Annotated in this window: 16 protein-coding genes; all 16 read right to left on the bottom strand. The window is 43.3% G+C overall.

Annotated features, from left to right (window positions below; all coding sequences use genetic code 11):
* Positions 1 to 100 precede the first annotated feature (100 nt).
* The 16 genes from RDS42_RS04175 to RDS42_RS04100 all read right to left on the bottom strand — a co-directional run bounded on the left by RDS42_RS04175 (position 101) and on the right by RDS42_RS04100 (position 19,876).
* The gene (locus tag RDS42_RS04175) at positions 101 to 1,738 is read right to left on the bottom strand and encodes a cell wall-binding protein (protein WP_308782523.1); all 1,638 of its coding nucleotides are present in this window, start codon (positions 1,736 to 1,738) and stop codon (positions 101 to 103) included.
* A 164-nt stretch (positions 1,739 to 1,902) separates the two neighbouring features.
* Positions 1,903 to 2,889: a diaminopimelate dehydrogenase gene (locus tag RDS42_RS04170; protein WP_308782522.1), complete on the bottom strand. Its 987-nt coding sequence runs from the start codon at positions 2,887 to 2,889 to the stop codon at positions 1,903 to 1,905.
* 87 nt (positions 2,890 to 2,976) lie between these two features.
* Positions 2,977 to 3,624 (bottom strand): J domain-containing protein, encoded by a 648-nt coding sequence (locus tag RDS42_RS04165; RefSeq protein WP_308782521.1) that lies wholly within the window; start codon positions 3,622 to 3,624, stop codon positions 2,977 to 2,979.
* Entirely contained in the window at positions 3,617 to 4,462 is an 846-nt protein-coding gene (locus tag RDS42_RS04160) for a DUF5685 family protein (RefSeq protein ID WP_308782520.1), read from the bottom strand. Before RDS42_RS04160 ends, RDS42_RS04165 begins: the two co-directional genes overlap by 8 nt.
* Positions 4,463 to 4,489: 27 nt before the next feature.
* Complete coding sequence (locus tag RDS42_RS04155; protein ID WP_308782519.1) at positions 4,490 to 4,903, bottom strand: hypothetical protein; 414 nt, start codon at positions 4,901 to 4,903, stop codon at positions 4,490 to 4,492.
* 33 nt (positions 4,904 to 4,936) lie between these two features.
* Complete coding sequence (locus tag RDS42_RS04150) at positions 4,937 to 6,139, bottom strand: class I SAM-dependent rRNA methyltransferase (RefSeq protein ID WP_308782518.1); 1,203 nt, start codon at positions 6,137 to 6,139, stop codon at positions 4,937 to 4,939.
* A gap of 235 nt (positions 6,140 to 6,374) precedes the next feature.
* Positions 6,375 to 7,934, bottom strand: a complete 1,560-nt coding sequence (locus RDS42_RS04145) for a DUF1002 domain-containing protein (RefSeq protein WP_308782517.1) — start codon at positions 7,932 to 7,934, stop codon at positions 6,375 to 6,377.
* Positions 7,935 to 8,033: 99 nt separating this feature from the next.
* Positions 8,034 to 9,068, bottom strand: a complete 1,035-nt coding sequence (locus tag RDS42_RS04140; RefSeq protein WP_308782516.1) for an XdhC family protein — start codon at positions 9,066 to 9,068, stop codon at positions 8,034 to 8,036.
* 168 nt (positions 9,069 to 9,236) lie between these two features.
* Positions 9,237 to 9,599 carry a metalloregulator ArsR/SmtB family transcription factor gene (locus RDS42_RS04135; protein ID WP_308782515.1) on the bottom strand — a complete coding sequence of 121 codons (363 nt, stop codon included), beginning with the start codon at positions 9,597 to 9,599 and terminating at the stop codon, positions 9,237 to 9,239.
* A gap of 109 nt (positions 9,600 to 9,708) precedes the next feature.
* Positions 9,709 to 11,577 (bottom strand): heavy metal translocating P-type ATPase, encoded by a 1,869-nt coding sequence (locus tag RDS42_RS04130; RefSeq protein WP_308782514.1) that lies wholly within the window; start codon positions 11,575 to 11,577, stop codon positions 9,709 to 9,711.
* Between the two features lie 90 nt (positions 11,578 to 11,667).
* Complete coding sequence (locus RDS42_RS04125; RefSeq protein WP_308782513.1) at positions 11,668 to 11,886, bottom strand: cation transporter; 219 nt, start codon at positions 11,884 to 11,886, stop codon at positions 11,668 to 11,670.
* Between the two features lie 390 nt (positions 11,887 to 12,276).
* A complete protein-coding gene (gene ytvI / locus RDS42_RS04120; protein ID WP_308782512.1) occupies positions 12,277 to 13,350 on the bottom strand; it encodes a sporulation integral membrane protein YtvI in 1,074 nt (357 codons plus the stop codon).
* Between the two features lie 6 nt (positions 13,351 to 13,356).
* Positions 13,357 to 14,745, bottom strand: a complete 1,389-nt coding sequence (rlmD, locus tag RDS42_RS04115) for a 23S rRNA (uracil(1939)-C(5))-methyltransferase RlmD (RefSeq protein ID WP_308782511.1) — start codon at positions 14,743 to 14,745, stop codon at positions 13,357 to 13,359.
* A 174-nt stretch (positions 14,746 to 14,919) separates the two neighbouring features.
* A complete protein-coding gene (locus tag RDS42_RS04110; protein ID WP_177296062.1) occupies positions 14,920 to 15,141 on the bottom strand; it encodes a hypothetical protein in 222 nt (73 codons plus the stop codon).
* Positions 15,142 to 15,292: 151 nt separating this feature from the next.
* Complete coding sequence (gene pcrA / locus RDS42_RS04105; protein ID WP_308782510.1) at positions 15,293 to 17,521, bottom strand: DNA helicase PcrA; 2,229 nt, start codon at positions 17,519 to 17,521, stop codon at positions 15,293 to 15,295.
* A gap of 162 nt (positions 17,522 to 17,683) precedes the next feature.
* Positions 17,684 to 19,876 (bottom strand): alpha-galactosidase, encoded by a 2,193-nt coding sequence (locus RDS42_RS04100; protein ID WP_308782509.1) that lies wholly within the window; start codon positions 19,874 to 19,876, stop codon positions 17,684 to 17,686.
* Between the last annotated feature and the right edge of the window lie 60 nt (positions 19,877 to 19,936).

Genomic DNA, 19,936 nt, shown 5'->3' with positions numbered 1-19,936 from the left:
TTTATTAATGATTGTGCAATAGTAACGGGGAGCATTTCCTTTCGAAAATGTCTCCCCGTTATTTTTACCATAAGCAGATCTAACCTTTTCTGCAGATTACTTAATTGAACAGATCTGCAAGAATCTGGTCTGCAGTTTTATATCGGTATCCGTTCGGATCGCTTAATGTATCTGTGCTCCATCTGAAATAATTACCTCTTCGGATATATGCTCCGGAGGATGTATGATAGAAAGAAGCTCCCATCTTCTGGTATCCCGGATAGCGCGCCATATACTTCTTCGCAAGAGCGATCGCCTGGCTTGAATAATTTCCATTCGGTGTAGGAGTTCCTGATATCTGAACACCTGCATTTGGTGTAGAATGAAGAATCACCGCACTCTTATCGCTGCACTGTCCCAGGATGATCCATGTATGATTTGCATCATATCCGATATCTCCCGGATAAAGCTTATAGCCTGTATTGCTGAGATAATTCTGGTTATAGATATTACCCCATCCTTTTGATTTATAAAGACCTCCGATCTCACCGGAAACAACCGTATATCCGGAACCAACTCCGGATTTTGACTGCATCACCTGATATGTGGACCAGCCTACGTAACCGGAGCAATCCAGGCCTTTCGCACGATTCGCTTCACTGAGATCGTTATAATTCTTATAATTATAGCTGCTGTTCTGACTGTTATAGAAAGATGTCCACTTGGTACTGATACCCTTTCTTGTGGCATCGCTCCATCCATGTCCGCCGCCCCACATATATAAAGTCCTTCCTACCGGCTGAAGGGCACCAAGAAGATAATTCTTAATGGTTCTCTGTGATGTTGGGGTTGAAATGTCCGGCTGCTCATCATTATCCTGTGAAGAGATCAGATATCCATCAGAGTCAAAAGTATAAGTAACATTTCCAATCGTTCTGGTTCCGGTAACCATAACAAAAGTCTCCGGATCATAATATCTCTTCTTTCCTGATTCGCTGACCCATCCGCCTTTGGCAATGCCGGAGTTTTTGTCAAAATAATACCATTTTCCGGCAACACGCTTATGTCCTTTAAACATAATACCATTTGACGGATAAAAATATCTCTTTTCACCCTTGGAATTAGACAGCCATCCTGTAGCCATCCGATAAGTTCCGCCGCGGAAATATCTGGTGTTTCCATTGGTTGCTGTCAGAAATCCCTGTTTTGCAGCTCCTGTACTTCCGTCAAAATAATAAGAATAGCTTCCTATTTTTTTCAGTCCCTTATACATGATTCCATTGCTGGTGCTGAAGTACCATTTTTGATTCTTGGCATTTTTCATCCAGCCTTTTGCCATCCGGTAAGTTCCAGGCTGAAAATATCTGGTATTTCCATTGGCAGCCTTCAGGAATCCTGTTTTTGCCCATCCTGTACTTCCATCAAAATAATAGTAATAGCTTCCGACTTTTGTAAGGCCTCTTTTCATAACTCCGGAACGTGAATCAAAGTATCTGCATCTTCCGTTGCTGATCTTATACCAGCCTTTATACATTACACCGGTTTTTGCATTCAGATAATACTTGTTCTTTCCCAGCGTCAGCCAGCCTTTTACTTTTTTACCATTTTTGTAATAATATGTTTTTCCGTTTACAGTCCGGAAGCCGTTTACTGCTGCCTGCGTTTCTACCGTTGTAGAGTGCACAGTAAAACCGGCTGCAAATAGCATAAGCCCCAGTAACAATCCCCAGAATTTCCACCGTTTGCATGCCTTCTTCATAAACTTACCCTCTTCTTTATCTTTATAATCTTTACAATGTTGTTACAATATTGTGTATTTATTATATCGCATCTTTTTCCGGGCGTCAATAATTTTATTACATATTGTAAAAGAACCACAAAAAAAGAGCAAAACCTTAATGGCTTCACTCTTTTGTAATATTTTTAAAGAAGATGTTTCCTGAGCTCCGCTCCATCCAGAGCGCTTAAATATGCCGGAGCCACATCAAATACTGTTTTGCATCCCTTCTGACCTTCTTTATACATACGGTATGCAGCTCTTGCATAGGCAACAATTACAGAGGATGTAAATTCCGGATTGGAATCCAGCTTCAGGCTGTATTCAATCACATGTTTATTCTCGTCGTTCCAGCCTGTGCTGCCTGTACGGATCACAAAACCTCCATGAGGGATGCCGCTGTGATCACGCTTCAGCTCTTCCTCTGTGATAAAATGTACTGTAGTATCATAATCTGCAAAATAATTTGGCATGGTCTTGATCTCATTTTCGATACGGGCCAGATCTGCTCCCTCTTCTGCCACCACAAAGCATTCTCTTGTATGCTTTTCTCTTGTAGTAAGTTCTGGATTCTCTCCATTTCTCACTGCCTCAAGAGCAGCTTCTACAGGAATTGTATACTGTTTTCCATCTTTTACGCCTTCTATTCTGCGGATGGCATCAGAATGTCCCTGGCTTACACCTTTACCCCAGAAAGTATAATCCTTTCCATTTGTAAGGATAGCATTTGCATACATACGGTTCAATGAGAACATTCCCGGATCCCAGCCTACAGAAATAATACCCACATGACCGCTCTCCTTAGCTGTCTTATCCACATTTGCAAAATGTTCCGGAATTTTTGCATGAGTGTCAAAGCTGTCTACCACATTAAACCACTGGGCAAATTTCGGTGTCTGTACCGGAAGATCTGTAGCGCTTCCGCCGCAGATGATCAGGACGTCGATCTCATCCTTCATACTTTCCGCTTCGTCTACGTGACATACCTTTGCTGTTTCCGTAAGGATTTTTACAGTGTCAGGATCACGGCGTGTAAAAACTGCTGTAAGTTCAAGATCCGGATTGTGTTTCACAGCGCATTCTACGCCTCGTCCAAGATTACCGTATCCCATGATTCCAATTCGAATACTCATAATAATTTCCTCCTCATTTCACTTTGTTTTTATATTAATCTTCTGAAGAGCAAATGTCAATTTTTTTCTTTAGAAACATAACTGCTGTCAGCAGCAGATCACACCGCTTCCCGGACAGCAGCAGCTGCATGCCATATTTGCGATCAGGCACTTCATGCACAGGTCATTTCCTCCAACCGGCATTCCTCCAAAAGGATTCTGCTGCTCCTGATACCAGCTCCCGCCGCCTTCCATACGCTGCAGCATCATACGGTACTGCATATTATCCGGCTCCAGACGAACTGCTTCCCGGATGTGATTCAATGCATTCACATTATTTCCAAGTCCCATATTAGCCACAGCAGAAAGATAATACCACTGAGCATTTCTCTCTTTCAGAGATGACAGCACATTCATGGCTTCCTGATAATGACCGCTCTGCACATAGTTAGCTGCCGCCTGCCTGCGGATTGCTTCCTCATCCTGATATCCGGTATTTGTCTGTCCGCCAAATCCGCCAAATCCGCCATAATTACTGCTGCCATAAGCCCCGCCTGAAGAGCCATACTCTCTCTCTTTCATAATCTGGTCATAGGCCTGCTGGATTTCCTTGAATTTCTCTTCTGCCTGGTCTTTATTTGGATTATTGATATTGGCATCCGGATGGTATTTTCGACTAAGCCGCCTGTATGCCTTTTTTATTTCTTCATCTGATGCATCTCTTGACACACCCAGAACACTGTATGGATCAAACATGTTTCTTCTCCTGTTTCTCCTTCCTTTTCTCCGATACCGTTTCAAACCGGCACCACACACCGGAGTATAAAATATTCCGAAGAATATCTGCATATTTTATAATAGGAAGTTTTTCAAATTCTCTGCAGGCTTCCGCCATCATCATGATCAGTATCTGACGTACCTTTTCTTCGAACCCTTCTATTATATAATCCTGTGCAAAAGGATTGTAATTTCCTTTTTCTATATCTTCTTCCACATCATCAAAGGCATCCATCAGATAGATAAATTTCCCTAAATAAAAGCCCATACGTCTCAATGCAGGCTCCCACTGATCCTCTTTATATACCAGGATCTCTTCCATGATTTTTCCAAAGCAGCCGGATATTTTGTCTATATCTGTTTCACCGGCTTTTTCCATGGCCGAAATCTCATTCAGATGCCGGATGATCACAGAAGTTTTATTTTTCCACAAGGCTTCTGCCTTTTTATCTTTGCGCTCAAGCAAACGACTATAGGCCAGACGTGAAAGTTTTTTTTCATCTTTCCAGTCATCTACGCATTTATAATATGCAAGGAATACATTCATATCTGCTGCATACTCTGTAAACTCATTTTTTCTCACAGGCTGCCTGCGTACCGGATGGACAATGCAGCGGCTTGTGCCTTTTTTTGTAGGCGGTTCATAAAGCCCGCTTAAAAGGAGAGTTACAAAAGTCAGATCATAGGTAAGCGTGATCTGACCGGAAATACCATACCGCTCACGAAGTTCCCGGCATAGTCCACAATAGAAAGATCTGTAAAGATCATAATCTTTTATTTTCATTTCAGGTCTGTTCATTACCACATAACCAAACATAAAATCCCCCGCCTGTTTCTGTTATATTCAGATCTTTTTGATGAATTTGGTATGACACTTGGGACAATCAATCTCTACTTTCTTACCGCTTCCTCTTGGAATACGTATCTTCTGTCCGCATCCCGGGCAGGTATAAATATGATGTGTTTTTCTCTGCTGCATCATACTTTTTTCTCTGTTAAAACTCTGTCTCAGTTTTGAAGTCATGGAAAGATATTTCTGATTTTCCGCATAGCGCCTGGAAATATTTCTGGAAAGTATACGAAAATAAGTATAGATGATCGCTGCCAGCCCTAAAGTATTTAATAAAGCTCCTATCGTACTCCCTTTTTGGAAAAAAACAGAAACAAAAACACATACCAGCGCTGCTCCCATAGTAAAACGTGCAAATCCGTCTACACCATAGCGTCCCTGCATAAACTTCATAAACTTTTCTTTCATGAAAAAACACCTCTTCTGTTATATTTAAACTCTTTACTTGTCACTGCATACCTGGAATATGTAAAATTTCAAATAATAAGATTCGTCAGAAGACCATAAAATCGGATGATCCGGCGCCTGCGTTCTGTATTCCACCTGTCTCAGTCGTTTATGTGCACTGCGTGCAGCCTGGCCGATTGTTTTTGTAAACAGCTCATATGTCATAAAATGAGAACAGGAACAGGTAGCAAGGAAACCGCCATCTTTGACCAGTCTCATGGCGCGGAGATTAATCTCACGATACCCTTTAACTGCATTTTTCACTGAATTTCTGGATTTTGTAAATGCAGGTGGATCAAGGATCACCACATCATATTTTTCTCCTCTTTCTTCCAGTTCAGGAAGCAGCTCAAATACATCCTCACAAATAAATTTCACTGTGCCGTCCAGTCCGTTCAGCTTTGCATTTGCAGCTGCCTGATCAACTGCCAGCTGTGAAGCATCCACACCGGTAACTTCACTGGCTCCTGCAATCCCCGCATTCAGAGCGAAAGATCCTGTATGCGTAAAGCAGTCCAGAACTCTTGCATTCTTACATAATTTCTGAATAGCAAGACGATTGTATTTCTGGTCAAGGAAAAATCCTGTTTTCTGTCCGTCACGGACGTCCACCTGATACTTGACTCCGTTTTCTTCAATTTCCACCAAAGTCGAAAATTCTTCACCAATGAAGCCTTTATACAATTCCATTCCCTCCTGACGGCGTACCTTTGCATCGCTTCTTTCATAAACTCCGCGGATCTGTATTCCATCTTCTGCAAGAATATTTTTCAGTAATTCCAGAATCTGAAGTTTAAACCGGTCGATTCCCAATGCAAGAGACTGTACCACCAGAACATCGGCGAACTTATCCACTACCAGACCCGGAAGAAAATCTGCTTCACCGAAAATCAAACGGCAGCTGCTGGTATCTGTTACTTTTTTACGATATTCCCATGCATCTCTTACTCTCATTTCAAGAAACTTTTCATCAATTTTCTGATTTTCATCTCTTGTTAAAAGTCTTACCGTAATCTTGGAATTTGTATTGATAAACCCTTTTCCCATAGGATATCCGTCAAAATCCCTCACCAGTACCACATCACCATTTAAAAAACTGCCCATTACAGAGGCAATCTCATTATCAAATACCCACATGCCGCCTGATTTCAGAAGCCGTCCTTCTCCCTTTTTCAGCGTTACTACAGCCAAACTCATGCGTTTTTCTCCCTTCGGAAATATAATTCCATTGTATTTGTCAGTATTTCATCTATTGTAGCACAGCCCAAATATTTTTTCCAGTGTTTCCAGAAAGACACAAAATTATCACCATTCACTCCGCTCACAGCAACGAGCCAAAATTCATTTCAGATTGCCTGCGGCAATGGAAGCAGATAATTCTTATATCTACAGCAAAAGGGCGGCTGATCAGCCGCCCTAAACATTTTCATAATCAATATACTGCTTCCTCATAAGGAATATCTTCCATAGATTCCTCCGGCAATGCCTCTTCTGTCCCTTCTTCTGAAGCATCTGTAGTATCTGTATTTTCTCCGTAAAGAGTCTCAAAGAATTTCATAGTATCTTCATAAAGAGCCTGTCTTGTTTCCGGAGTTTCATTGATCAGGATATCATCTGCTTCCGGTTCTGTCTCAATGCTGAAAATAATCTTCATTTCTGCATTGACCATATTCAGTACTCCTGATACATACGGATCTGTTTCCATCGGAAGATAGCTCATTCCGCCATCTTTCAGAACATTAATATAAGCTTCAAGAACTTTCTGTGACAGCTTTGCACCTGTTTCCGGATCGATTGTCACCGATGCAGCGGCTTCCGGTCCCATCACATTCTGAAGAGAAACAGTATCTCCTTCATATTCTCCTTTGCAGAAAGCTTGTGCCTTTTCAAAGAACACTCTTCCCTCTTCGTCGAGTTCATCTGTACTAAGAGGATCTTCCTCTGTGCCTTCTGCCGGATCCACAACTCCGTCATCCTGAGCTGTGCCGTCCAGAACCGCTTCATCCTCTGTTGCCTCAGGGATACCTGTTCCCTCATCTACATAGTCCTCTCCATTCTGGTCACCCATGGTTTCTTCCTGAAGAGACGGGTCTTCTGTAGAGCTCTCCACAATGTCCTCTCCAAGGGCATCTGTATCTACATTTGCAGTGATATCTTCTCCATCAGAACTGTCTTCGTCTGCATAATCCTGCTCACCCTGTGCTTCACCGCTCTGGCTGTTATTCAGATTCTGCTGAATATTTTCCAGTGTTTCCTGCATCTGCGCAATATCATAATTCTGCTGTGCGATCTCCTGCAGAAGTGAAACGATCGTACTCATCTCATCCTCGCTGAGACTTACATTATTCTCAACTGCAATGTTATTTACGATATTATAAATTTCATCTGCATTCTGAACATTATTTCCAATAATCTGAAGCTTTGCCTCATTAAGGATGTTCGTGGCATTGTCCTGACCTACCTGCTGAGAAAGATTTCCTGTTACAACAACCTCCTGTGTTGCAAGATCTTTCTTTGTGCTGTCCAGGGTCTGTCCGCTGGCACTTTCATATGCCATGATCACACCTGTGAGAGCGCCTGTGCCGGATACCTCATAAGGGCAGGCTGCAACTGCCTCACAGTTAGTAACTCCTGCTGTGGAAAGTGCATTGGCGATCATATTTCCTGTTACATAATTCAGATTCGCTGTACGTACTTTAATACCGCCGGACTGAGTCGGCTTTACATAAGCGCAGCTTAAAGTCCTTGTTCCGATCTGCTCCAGAGGAATATAGGAGCCAAGCTGTTCTCTTTCGTCTTCATTTGTAATAGTAAGGATCTGAACCTGATTTGCGTCTGCCTTAAAATAACGCATCATTGTATTCTTCTGCTCCTGAGTAAGGTCTGCTCCAAGAGTCACTACCTTAGAAGCGTCTGCCATAACCGGTACTGCGCTTCCTGCTGCAAGACACATGCTGCAGATCAGGGCTGTGATCATACTTCTTTTTCTCATATTTCTGTCCTCCAATAAAAAACTGTTTCCTTCTGATGAATTACAGTATACCACATTGTTCTATATATTTGTATTTCATATTTTACATAAAGGTCATATTCAGACTCCAAGAACCTCCAGATACACCTGGATCGTACCTCCGCACACGAGCCCTTCCTCTTCTGCTTCTTTCCCTGTCATATCCTCATACACCAGGCATCCCTTAGGATTCTCTTCCTTCAGCATATGAAGACAATGGTGCTGGACACGGCTTTCCATGCAGCCTCCGCCGATAGTTCCTATGATTTTTCCGTCAGGAAGAACGATCATTTTTGTTCCGATTTCTCTGGGGGCTGAACCTCTCCGGGATACAATAGTTGCCAGTGCTTTTTTCTGACCGGAGTCTTCTGTTAGACACGCCAGAAGTTCTTTTTCATAGCCGCTGGTTTTTTTCACACTGTTTTTTTCCATGATCAGCTCTGCCATAATAGACACTGCGATCTCCTCCGGCGTCTCTGCATGAATGGAAAGTCCCACAGGTGTATGAAGAAGTTCCACTTCCTCCTCTGGTATTCCTTCTTCGATCAGCCTCTTTTTCAAAAGAATACCTCTTTTTCTGCTTGCCATCATTCCTGCATAGGCACGTTCTTTTTGAAGTATGGAAGTAAGACAGATATCGTCATATCTGTGTCCTCTGGTAACCACCAGAAAATACGTGTCGCTGCTTCCTGAAATTTTTTCAAGTCCGGAAGCAAAATCATCGCAGATCACCATATCTGCACCTGCTTTTCTTGCCTGGTCAGCAAACAGGGGTCTGTCCTCCAGAACAGTCACCTGGAATCCGATTTTTTTAGCCAGAACGATCACCTGCTGAGCAACGTGACCTCCTCCACAGATCACAAGGCGGCTTGGCTTCCGCAGAAGTTCCACAAAGAATTTCCGGGAAGCTGTTTCCAGTATCCTGCTTTCTCCTGTTTCAGACAGACACTGAAGTTCTTCCGATTCAAAGTTTTCTTCACTGCTTTTTACCAGCAGCTCTCCTTCAGAAAAAAACAGTCTTGTTCCTTCTCCCGGACCTTGTATCACTGTTGCCAGTATATTTCTCTTTTTTTCTATATTTTCTTCCAGAATTTTATATAATTCCTGATATTTCACCTTCTGTCCCTCTTTTCGATTATGATAATATCCTTATTATACGATATTTTTCTTACAAAATCCACTCTGCATTCACGGTTAAAAACAGAACCGGATTACTGTTCACACAACAGCAAAACAGGAGCCGGATCTTTTGTCCCGGCTCCTGAATACGGATCAGTTTTTTCTTTATTCCAGAATGTGTTCCCGTCCCTGGGCGATCATGGTACGTACATGATTATCTGCCAGAGAATAAAAAATAGATTTGCCCTCCCGTCTGTTCTTGACCAGCCTGCTCTGCTTCAAAATACGAAGCTGATGAGAAACCGCTGACTGTGTCATGTTCAAAGCTTTTGCCAGATCACATACACAGACCTCTGTCTCAAAAAGCACAAACAGAATACGGATCCTGGTTGGGTCTCCAAAAACCTTAAACAGCTCTGCAAGAGAATCTAATTCTGTTTCATCCGGCATTGTTTCGTCTACGATTTTCAAAAGTTCCTCGTGAGTCTCTACTGTATCACAGCAAAGAATTTCTTTTTCTTCTGTCATCCGGTTTATCCCGCCTTTCCGTTCTATCATAGCACATACCGGGGAGCTTTGCACATAAATATTACAACATCTGAAATACTTCTATACATTCATCTGGTTTGCAGCAGCATTAAAGCTTATTTACAAACAAAGCACGAATTGCATTCAGAACAGCAATTACCATTACCCCTACGTCCGCAAAGATTGCAAGCCACATATTGGCAATTCCCACTGCTCCCAAAATCAAACAAAGAATTTTGATTCCAATGGCAAAATAAATATTTTCATATACGATCCTCATACATTTTCTGGCAATTCGTACTGCTTTTGCCACTTTCAGAGGATCATCATCCATAAGCACTACATCTGCAGCTTCAATAGCTGCGTCTGATCCCAAAGCGCCCATGGCAATTCCTATATCTGCTCTGGAAAGCACCGGAGCATCATTAATTCCGTCGCCTACAAACGCAAGCTTTTCTTTTGCCCCTTTCCTGTTGATCATTTCTTCTACTTTCGCAACTTTATCTGCAGGAAGAAGTTCGCTGTAAACCTTATCCACACCGATTTCTGAAGCTGCCTGACGGGCCACTCGCTCCATATCTCCGGTAAGCATGACGGTTTCTCTTATACCTGATTTTTTTAACTGTCTGACTGCTTCTGCAGATGTAGGCTTCAGCACGTCTGCAATCAGAATATGACCGGCATACTGACCGTCCAAAGCTACATGGACAATCGTTCCAACCTGACTGCATTCCACATACTTAATTCCCAGGCTGTCCATAAGTTTACCATTTCCTACTGCAACAGATACGTCATCCACAATTGCAGTCACACCATTTCCGCTGATCTCCCGGATATCTGTCACACGGCTGCGATCAATTTCCTTTCCATAAGCCTTCTGAAGACTTTTACTGATAGGATGTGATGACGCACATTCTGCCATGGCTGAATATTCCAGTATTTTATGATCTTCCAGTGTATTGTGATGGACTCCACAAACCTCAAAAACACCCTTGGTAAGTGTACCTGTTTTATCAAAAACAACATATTTTGTCTGCGCAAGTGTTTCCAGATAGTTTGAACCTTTTACCAGAACACCTGCCTTGCTGGCTCCTCCGATTCCAGCAAAAAAGCTTAATGGAATGCTGATGACCAACGCACAGGGACAGCTGATAACAAGGAAGGTAAGGGCCCGGTAGATCCACTCTCCCCACTGAGGGGTCATTCCCATAAACAGCATCCGGATAATCGGCGGAAGCAAAGCCAGCGCCAGGGCGCTATAACAGACGATCGGTGTATAATAACGGGCAAATTTGGAAATAAAGTTTTCTGATCTGGATTTTCTGGAACTTGAATTTTCTACCAGATCCAGAATTTTGGAAACTGTAGATTCTCCAAATTCTTTTGTAGTACGGATTTTCAGCACTCCGGACATATTGATGCATCCACTGATGATCTCATCGTCTTCCTTTACTTCTCTCGGAAGACTTTCTCCGGTCAGAGCACTTGTATTCAGAGTTGAGTTTCCTTCTATGACAGTACCATCAATGGGAACTTTTTCACCTGGCTGTACCACGATCACGCTTCCCACTTCCACCTCATCCGGATCCACCTGTTCCAGTTTCCCGTCTCTTTCCACATTTGCATAATCCGGACGGATATCCATAAGTTCACTGATATTCCGGCGGCTTTTTCCCACAGCATAGCTTTGAAAAAGCTCACCAATCTGATAAAACAGCATAACTGCCGTTCCTTCTTTAAAATCTCCCAGACAAAGAGCACCTACAGTGGCAACTGCCATCAGAAAATTCTCGTCAAATATCTGTCTGTTCCGAATTCCTTTCCATGCCTTCTGAAGAATATCATATCCAATCACAAGATACGGAATCATAAACAAAGCAGCCCGTAAGTATCCTTCCAACGGAAGCATTGACAGTACTGCAACCAGCACAGCAGCAACAATTATACGGATCAGCATTTTTTTCTGTTTTTTATTCATAATCTGCTCCTTTTATACCTTGATCCACAGTCAGAATGCTCCCGGCATTCCTGTTGGCAGTTATCTCCCTGTCACATTTCTGACTGGCTTTTATAAATATATCTCACAGTCATCCTCTACTTTTTTGCAGTTTTTCAAAACTTCTTTCATAACTGCCTTCGGATCCTGTCCATCCTCAAATTCCACAATCATCTTCAGCATCATAAAGTTTACAGTCGCATCTTTAACTCCTGCAGTATTTTTTGCTGCCTGTTCCATTTTGTTTGCGCAGTTTGCACAATCCACTTCAATCTTATAAGTTTTTTTCATTGTACCTTCTCCTTTACATTTTGTCATATGAACAATTATTCATATGTTTGATTGTATTATATCCCCGAATATTCACTTTGTCAATATGTTTTCTGTATTTATGTTTATTGAAATATACAGAATATGATTTTTTTGTTTGTAAAGGGCATGCAGGAGTGGATTACTACGGCTTACCTGTTCCCGTGACGGATGGCACCGCAGGACAAAAGCCGGCAATTGGCCAGCGTATTTTTATTTAGCTGTTATCCACCTTCAGATACAGAGATAAAAAGGCAGATCACAGTACCTTGCGAGGTTTACCAGGAAACACAGCACAGTACATGATCTGCCTTTTTATCATTTGCATCGTCTGTGGAAAACAATAAACAAAATCCTATCTTCCCACAAATTTTATAATTTTTCCATTAATTCCTCCCGGCTGAAATTCACCAGTACGGTCAAAGCAACCGGAAAAGCAACCAGTCCCACAAGTCCAAACAGCTTCAGGCCCAGGAACAAAGCCGCCAGAGTCGCCAGAGGATGGAGACCGATCTGGCGCCCTACAATCCTGGGTTCCACCATATTCCTTACCACTAAAATTACCAGGTAAAGCACAAGAAGCCCAATTGCAAGTCCATGTTCCTCTATAATAAAGAGGACTGCAGCCCACGGAAGAAGTACGCCTCCTGTTCCCAGCACCGGAAGGATATCAAATACCGCAATCCCCAAAGCCAGAAGAGCAGGATACGGCATACCCAGAAGGAACATTCCTGCACACAGTTCCGCAAAAGTCAGCAGAAACAGAAAGCTGTAGGATCTGATATAAATAAATAATACATTCTTTACATAAGACTGTCCCTTTTCTACAAAAGCCAGCTGTTTTGGCGTCAGAAGCTTTTTGAAAAAGGATGTGATTCCGTCATAATCTCCCACAAAGAAAAACGTAGCTACAACTGTGATCACAAGCTTGATCACAAAACTTGGAATCCCACTGATTCCCCCTGACAGAATCTGTACCACTTTCATGGAGAAGCTGGAAACATAAGTCCCCAGATTATTTGTCATCTCCTCAAAAGAATTTTCAATGGTCTTTGCTACAGACGGGTGCACAGAAGCCATAGACTCTTCCAGATAATCAGAAATCGCCTCAAACACAGGCACTACCGTAGTATTGTAAAAATGAGGCACCTTACGCACCAGACCTCCGACTCCATCCAAAAGTCTCAGTCCCGCCCAGGCCGCCAGAAGAAACAGCAGTCCGTAAAATACAGCACAAAACACAATTGATATTATTTTTTTCTTTTTGGGATCTGTTTTTATTTTTCTTACAGGAACCTGAATCACTGCCGCTACAACAAAAGCAATGATAAAAGGCATCATAGGAGATACCAGATATTTACATGCCACCCACACCAATATAGCTATCAGCGCATAAAATACAACATTGATGATAAATTTTTTCTTTCGCTCTACTCTGTTCTCCATGCTGTCTCACTCCCTGACGAAAACTGCCACAGCCTCTGTCCAGACTGTCTGGCAGAACTGATCTACACAGCAGGCTTTTTCCAGACGATAGCCTGCGTGGAGAAATGTTTCCATATCTTCTGCAAGACTGGTTGCCTTACAGGATACATATACGATACGCTTTACTCCATAAGAAAGAATCTTCGGAAGGGCTTTGGGATGTACTCCCTCACGAGGCGGATCCAAAATGATCATATCTGGTTTTTCCGTAAGATCATCCAATACCTTCAGAACATCTCCGGCTATAAAACGACAATTGGAAAGCCCGTTAAGCTCTGCGTTTTTCCGTGCCGCCTCTACCGCTTCCTCTACGATCTCCACGCCGATCACTTCCCTGGCTACAGGAGCCAGCAGCTGGGCAATCGTTCCCGTCCCGCTGTAAAGATCAAACACTTCCATACCTCTTGCATCTTCAACATATGAACGGACCACAGAATACAGAACCTCTGCCGCCAAGGAATTTGGCTGAAAGAAAGAAAACGTACTGATGCGGAACTTCAATCCCAGCAGAGTTTCATAAAACCAATCCTTCCCGTACAGGATCCTTGTCTCATCACTTTTTACCACATCGGAAAGAGAATCATTAATAATATGCATGATTCCCACAATCTTTCCTTCCAGCTGCAGAGAAAGAAGCTGTTCTTTCAGGGGTTCCAGATCATGCTGCTCCTGGCTGGTAGTAACCAGATGCACAAGGATCTCACCTGTTGTCACTCCCCGTCTCACCAGAAGATGACGGAGATATCCTACATGCTGCATTTTTCTATAATAGGATACCCCTCTTTCTCTGAAATAATCACGGACACATGTCAGAATATCTGTCATATCTTTATGGACAAGCTTACAGTCGTCTGTATTCAGCACATCATAGGTACTGCCTTTTTTGTGAAGCCCGAGAGAAAGCGGTCCGTCCTTATACTCATCTCCAAAAGAAAATTCCATCTTATTCCGATAGCAGAACTCTTCGGGACTTCCATGGATCCCTTCCCATACAAAATCAGCATTTCCCTCTTTATCAACCTGGCCTTCTCTTATCAGAACCTCCTCCAGAAGTTCCCGGATCTGCCGCTCCTTCATCTGAAGCTGATCTTCATAGGACATGGTCTGGTACATACAGCCGCCGCACTGGGGAAAGGATGAGCACACCGGTTCCCGTTTTTCCAGAGAAGACTTTTCCATAATTTCCAGTATCCTTCCCTGAGCTTTATTTTTTCGTTTCTTCTGAATCACAAACCGGACTTTCTGCCCGGGGATCCCGTTTTTTATCAGGATCTTCTGATCCTCCAGAATCACATAACCCTTATTGGGAAAATCCACTTTTTCTATAATGCCTTCGTATATCTCACCTTTTTTCATATAATTTCTGTCTTCAAAAACTCCTTTTCATCAAAATAATCAAATTTCTGCCGCGCTGACCCTGAGCGCATTCTCTCCAAGTATTTCTGATGCAGCAGGAAAATCAGTGTAAAATATACCTATTTCCCGGTTCATCAAGAAAACAGCCCCGGTATCAACCGGAGCTGTCGGTTTTTATTCTTCCTCGTCCTCGAAGTAATCATCGAAATCATCATCAAAATCTTCTTCAAAATCTTCCAGATAATCCGGCGTAAAGAAACGATAAACAGCAAAAGCAATTCCTGCTACTGCAGCAACGGCGCCAATAATGGCCAACACCCAGAGGACTGTATTTTTCTGTTTGTCATCTTCTTTTTTCTTTAAAACTGCCAGTAACTCTTCGATTTTAGTATTCATGTTCATATGCGCACCATCCTCTCTTTTTTCCGTCGGCATACTCACTGCCGTCACACAGGCAGTTCCCCGCAAAAACGTTTCCTGCCTACATTGATCTATAGGTTATAGTATAACACCAACCGTAAGATTTTACCATAAGATATATAAAATTTTAGATTTTCTTAAGCTTTGCAAAACCGGCAAACATCTTCTTTATTCCTACACGGTCGAAATCTACCGTAACCTCATAATCTCTTCCGCCTTCAACAATATCCTTGACCATGCCTACACCAAACTTCACATGGCGTACCGTATCTCCTACTCCATAATCCAGAGAATCGGCCTTTTTCACCGTAAAGCTCTGCGGCTGGAATGCCTTTGACTGAAATGCCATTTTCATCTGCATATAACTGCTTTTTGCAGAAGAAGTTTCCTGTATTTTTGGTTTTTTCTCCTGAATGGTATGTCCAAGTTCCACCAGTTCCCTTGGAATTTCTCTGACAAACCGGGACACGCGGTTGTACTGTGTCTCTCCTCTGATCATCCTCTGCTGTGCACAGGTGAGGGTAAGGTCTTTCATAGCTCTTGTGATCCCCACATAGCAAAGACGGCGTTCCTCCTCCATATCTGAAAGATCTCCGGAAAAAATACACATACTGCTTGGAAACACCCCGTCTTCCATTCCTGCCAGATATACATAAGGAAATTCCAGTCCTTTAGCGCTATGTAACGTCATCAGAAGAACATAATCCTGATCCGGATCTACAGAGTCAATATCCGCGATCAGTGCAATCTCTTCCAAAAATCCGGATAAAGAAGCCTCTCTTCCCTCTGCAGCCATAGCTTCCTGATAAGAAACGGTCTTGGAGATCAGCTCATCGATATTTTCCAGTCTTGCTCTGGATTCTTCCGTATCTTCTTCTCTTAATTCATCTGCATATCCGGTAAGATCAATGATCTCCTCCAGGAGCTCCTGAACCGTATAGGCAGCTGCCTTGCTTTTCAGTGACTGGATAAAAGTAACAAAACCATCGATCTTGGACTGGGCACGTCCGATGGACGGAATTTCCTCTGACACACGGAGCGCATCATAAAAGCTGACCTGCATATGATCTGCATATTCCTGAACTCTTCCAATGGTGGTGGCTCCTATCCCTCTTTTCGGTACATTCAGAATACGGCGAACAGCCAGATCATCTGCCGCATTATCTATAGTTTTCATATAAGACAGCAAATCCTTGATCTCTTTACGGGCGTAGAAGTTCACACCGCCAACGATCTTATAGGGAATATTGGCCAGAAGACATTTTTCTTCAAAAAGACGGGACTGGGCATTTGTCCTGTAAAGGATGGCGCAGTCACGATACCGGCATGTGCCTTCCCTATGTTTTTTGGATATATCTCCAACAACATACTCGGCTTCCTCAAATCCATTCATAAACTGACGGAAATGAAGCTTATCCCCCTCAGGATTCTCTGTCCACAGAGTCTTTGGCTTACGCTCTGTATTATTGGCGATCACGTCATTGGCTGCATTAAGGATATTCTGGGTAGAGCGGTAATTCTGTTCCAGACGGATCACCTTTGCGTCCGGAAATACCCGTTCGAATCCAAGGATGTTTCCGATATTAGCGCCACGGAATTTATAAATTGACTGGTCATCATCACCTACCACACAGAGATTTCCATAACGGGAAGCCAGAAGGCTGACAAATTTAAACTGTACCGTATTGGTATCCTGGTACTCGTCTACCATAATATAGCGGAAACGCTCCTGATACTGCTCCAGTACCTGATCGCAGTGCTGAAACAATTCCACTGTTTTTACGATCAGATCATCAAAATCAAGGGCATTATTCCTTCTTAAAGAATTCTGGTATTCACGGTAGATCTCCGCAACCTTTTTCTCATTAAAGTCCGCTGCATTCAAAAGCATTTCATCCGGAGTGATCAGCTCGTCCTTGGCATGAGAGATCTGTGCCAGAAGGGAACGTTCCTTATATTTTTTCGTATCCACATTCAGCCGTCTGCACACATCCTTCATCAGTGTTTTCTGATCGTCTGTATCATAAATGGTAAAATTATTGTCATATCCGATCCTGTCCGCATGTCTGCGCAGGATTCTTACGCATGTAGAATGAAACGTGGAAACCCATACGCTTCCTCCGTCCATTCCCACGATTTTATCCACACGTTCCCTCATTTCCTGGGCGGCCTTATTGGTAAAAGTAATGGCAAGGATGTTCCATGGATTCACACCCTTTTCTGCAATAAGATAAGCAATCCTGTGAGTCAGCACTCTGGTCTTTCCGGATCCTGCTCCTGCCAGGATCAGAAGAGGGCCTTCGGTATGGTAAACAGCCTCCTGCTGCATATTGTTCAATGATTCATAAATACTCATAAATTCTCCTGTATCTGTTGATTCGTTGATGGTCTGTTTCTTCCGCTCTCCGGCGGCTTTTGTCATGGAATCAATTTTATCATCTGCCGGTGAAAATGACAAGCAGGAACAAAGAGAAATCCCCTTTGCTCCTGCCTGTTATTTTAGATATTTTTCTTAACTTTAGTTCTTTAATCTCAGATAAAACTCCCAGCTCTGGTACTCCACCTTTGCCTCCGGCAGCGGAAGACCGCCGTACATCAGCGCTCCCCCTGTATATTCTCTGCCTTCCAGAAGGTAAATGCCCTCTTCTTTCAGCCCTCTTAACAATACCCGGGCAGGCGGATCGTTTGTCCTTACCTTAGATGCAACAACGCTTACCAGCGCTTCCTTCTGATCCGAACTGACAAACTCCCAGGCGGCATAATGCCGTTCCTCAGAAGGCGCTGTCAGACGGAAGTAGTCGCCTCTCTGGATCAGTTCATAATACTCCTTAAACCGGCAGATCTGCTTTCGTATCTCTTCCTTTTCCTCTTCTGTCAGCTTAGCCGGATCCAGCTCATACCCAAAGGTTCCTGCCATAGCTACTGTTGCCCTTGTGCCAAGTGGTGTGGTCCTTCCGGTCTGATGATTAGGGCAGGCAGAAACATGCGCTCCCATAGCGCTGACCGGATAACAGAAGGAGGTTCCATACTGGATTTCCAGACGCTCAATGGCATCTGTATCATCACTGCACCAGATCTGAGGGGTATAGTGAAGCATTCCTGCATCAAATCGTCCGCCTCCACCGCTGCAGCCTTCAATAAGCATATCCGGATATCTTCTGCCCAGACGGTCCAGAAATTCATACAGACCAAGCACATAACGATGAAGCACCTCTCCCTGACGGTCTGCAGGAAGCTGGGCAGAATATACATCACAGATGCTTCTGTTAAAGTCCCATTTCAGATAGTCCACATCTGCTTTATCCAGAACCTGTACCATCTCCTTAAAAATATGATCCCGCACATCCTGTCTGGAAAAGTCAAGAACCAGCTGATTCCGGGATCTTACCGGATTTCTTCCCGGAATCTGGAATGCCCAGTCCGGATGCGCCCGGTAAAGATCGCTGTCCTGAGACACGCACTCCGGTTCGTACCAGATACCAAATTTCATTCCGAGACCATGAATTTTTTCTGAAAGCTCCTGCAAAGTACAGCCAAGCTTTTTCTCATTAACCTGCCAGTCTCCCAGACCGCTGTTATCATCGTCTCTTTTTCCAAACCATCCGTCATCCATAACAAAAAGCTCCACACCCATGTCTGCCGCATCCTTTGCCATGGCGATCAGTTTATCCCCGGTAAAATCAAAGTATGTACCTTCCCAGTTATTGATCAGCACCGGTCTCCTTGCATTTTTGAATTTTCCTCTGCACAGATTATTTCTAATTGCCCGGTGAAAAACATGGGTCATTTTTTCAAAACCTTTGTCGCTGTAGACCAGCGCAGCCTCCGGCGCATAAAAACTTTCTCCCTTTTCCAGCTTATATCGGAAATTTCCCGGGTGGATGCCCATCAGCACTCTTGTCTGATTGAACTGATCTTTTTCCGCTTCTGCCAGAAAATTCCCGCTGTACAAAAGAGAAAATCCATAGCAGTTTCCCTGGGTCTCTGATGCCTTCGGGTCTGCAACCATCACAAATGGATTGTACTGGTGGCTGGAGGTTCCCCGAACTCCGCCTGCCGACTGGATACCATGATGTATGGCAGTTCTGGATACCTGACGCTCCATTTCATGTCTTCCATAAAAGGTCATCCAGTCCCAGTTTCCGTAAGGCTGATCCAGGCATAAAGACATGACACGTTCCAGGTACACCGGATCTTCTCCGCAGTTTTCCACAGAAACTGTTCTTGTCATAAGATCCAGTTCCTCAAACACACCATAAAAAAGCTTTACAAGAAGATTTTTTCTTTCATTTTTCATGGTGATCACAAGCGTCTCCGCCTGTCCCGGATTCTCTTCATAAAAAGCCGGAAGTCCGGGAATCTGATATTTTCCTTCCAGAATCTCATAACCTTCATATCTCAGATCTACAGCAGAAGATCCGTACACATCTCTCACAGCCAGAGCACTTTCCCGGTAATCGCCGCCCCCAAAGCAGGAATACTCCTGAGGAAGCGTATCCAGAGAATACGTCCTGTCCATTCCAGCCTCATAAGGATTTCCGGAAAATCCATGGTCTCTTTTCTGGATTAGGTATGAAAAATCCATATTCTCTGTTCTTTTTCCATAATACGTGTGAAGAAGGACGCCCAGTGAGTCCGCCTTCATCTGATACATGCTGCTTTTTGTACACAGCGTAAACAGGGAATTCTTTCTGTCCACTAAAATAGCCATCGTCTTTTCCTCTTTTCATCCTGCCTGGGATGTTCTTTCTTTTTATTTTTTATATTATTT

Source organism: uncultured Blautia sp. (assembly GCF_902497045.1).
In the GTDB taxonomy this organism is placed as follows: Bacteria; Bacillota; Clostridia; order Lachnospirales; family Lachnospiraceae; genus Blautia_A.
This window is presented reverse-complemented; position numbering and strand designations above follow the sequence as displayed.

Excerpts from the sequence above, each read along its gene's own strand:
- RDS42_RS04175 (WP_308782523.1), bottom strand. The coding sequence starts at position 1,738 with ATGAAGAAGGCATGCAAACGGTGGAAATTCTGGGGATTGTTACTGGGG.
- RDS42_RS04155 (WP_308782519.1), bottom strand. The coding sequence starts at position 4,903 with ATGAAAGAAAAGTTTATGAAGTTTATGCAGGGACGCTATGGTGTAGAC.
- rlmD (WP_308782511.1), bottom strand. The coding sequence starts at position 14,745 with ATGAAAAAAGGTGAGATATACGAAGGCATTATAGAAAAAGTGGATTTT.
- RDS42_RS04145 (WP_308782517.1), bottom strand. The coding sequence starts at position 7,934 with ATGAGAAAAAGAAGTATGATCACAGCCCTGATCTGCAGCATGTGTCTT.
- RDS42_RS04100 (WP_308782509.1), bottom strand. The coding sequence starts at position 19,876 with ATGGCTATTTTAGTGGACAGAAAGAATTCCCTGTTTACGCTGTGTACA.
- RDS42_RS04150 (WP_308782518.1), bottom strand. The coding sequence starts at position 6,139 with ATGAGTTTGGCTGTAGTAACGCTGAAAAAGGGAGAAGGACGGCTTCTG.
- RDS42_RS04135 (WP_308782515.1), bottom strand. The coding sequence starts at position 9,599 with ATGACAGAAGAAAAAGAAATTCTTTGCTGTGATACAGTAGAGACTCAC.
- ytvI (WP_308782512.1), bottom strand. The coding sequence starts at position 13,350 with ATGGAGAACAGAGTAGAGCGAAAGAAAAAATTTATCATCAATGTTGTA.
- RDS42_RS04170 (WP_308782522.1), bottom strand. The coding sequence starts at position 2,889 with ATGAGTATTCGAATTGGAATCATGGGATACGGTAATCTTGGACGAGGC.
- RDS42_RS04110 (WP_177296062.1), bottom strand. The coding sequence starts at position 15,141 with ATGAATACTAAAATCGAAGAGTTACTGGCAGTTTTAAAGAAAAAAGAA.
- RDS42_RS04130 (WP_308782514.1), bottom strand. The coding sequence starts at position 11,577 with ATGAATAAAAAACAGAAAAAAATGCTGATCCGTATAATTGTTGCTGCT.
- RDS42_RS04165 (WP_308782521.1), bottom strand. The coding sequence starts at position 3,624 with ATGTTTGATCCATACAGTGTTCTGGGTGTGTCAAGAGATGCATCAGAT.
- RDS42_RS04160 (WP_308782520.1), bottom strand. The coding sequence starts at position 4,462 with ATGTTTGGTTATGTGGTAATGAACAGACCTGAAATGAAAATAAAAGAT.
- pcrA (WP_308782510.1), bottom strand. The coding sequence starts at position 17,521 with ATGAGTATTTATGAATCATTGAACAATATGCAGCAGGAGGCTGTTTAC.
- RDS42_RS04125 (WP_308782513.1), bottom strand. The coding sequence starts at position 11,886 with ATGAAAAAAACTTATAAGATTGAAGTGGATTGTGCAAACTGCGCAAAC.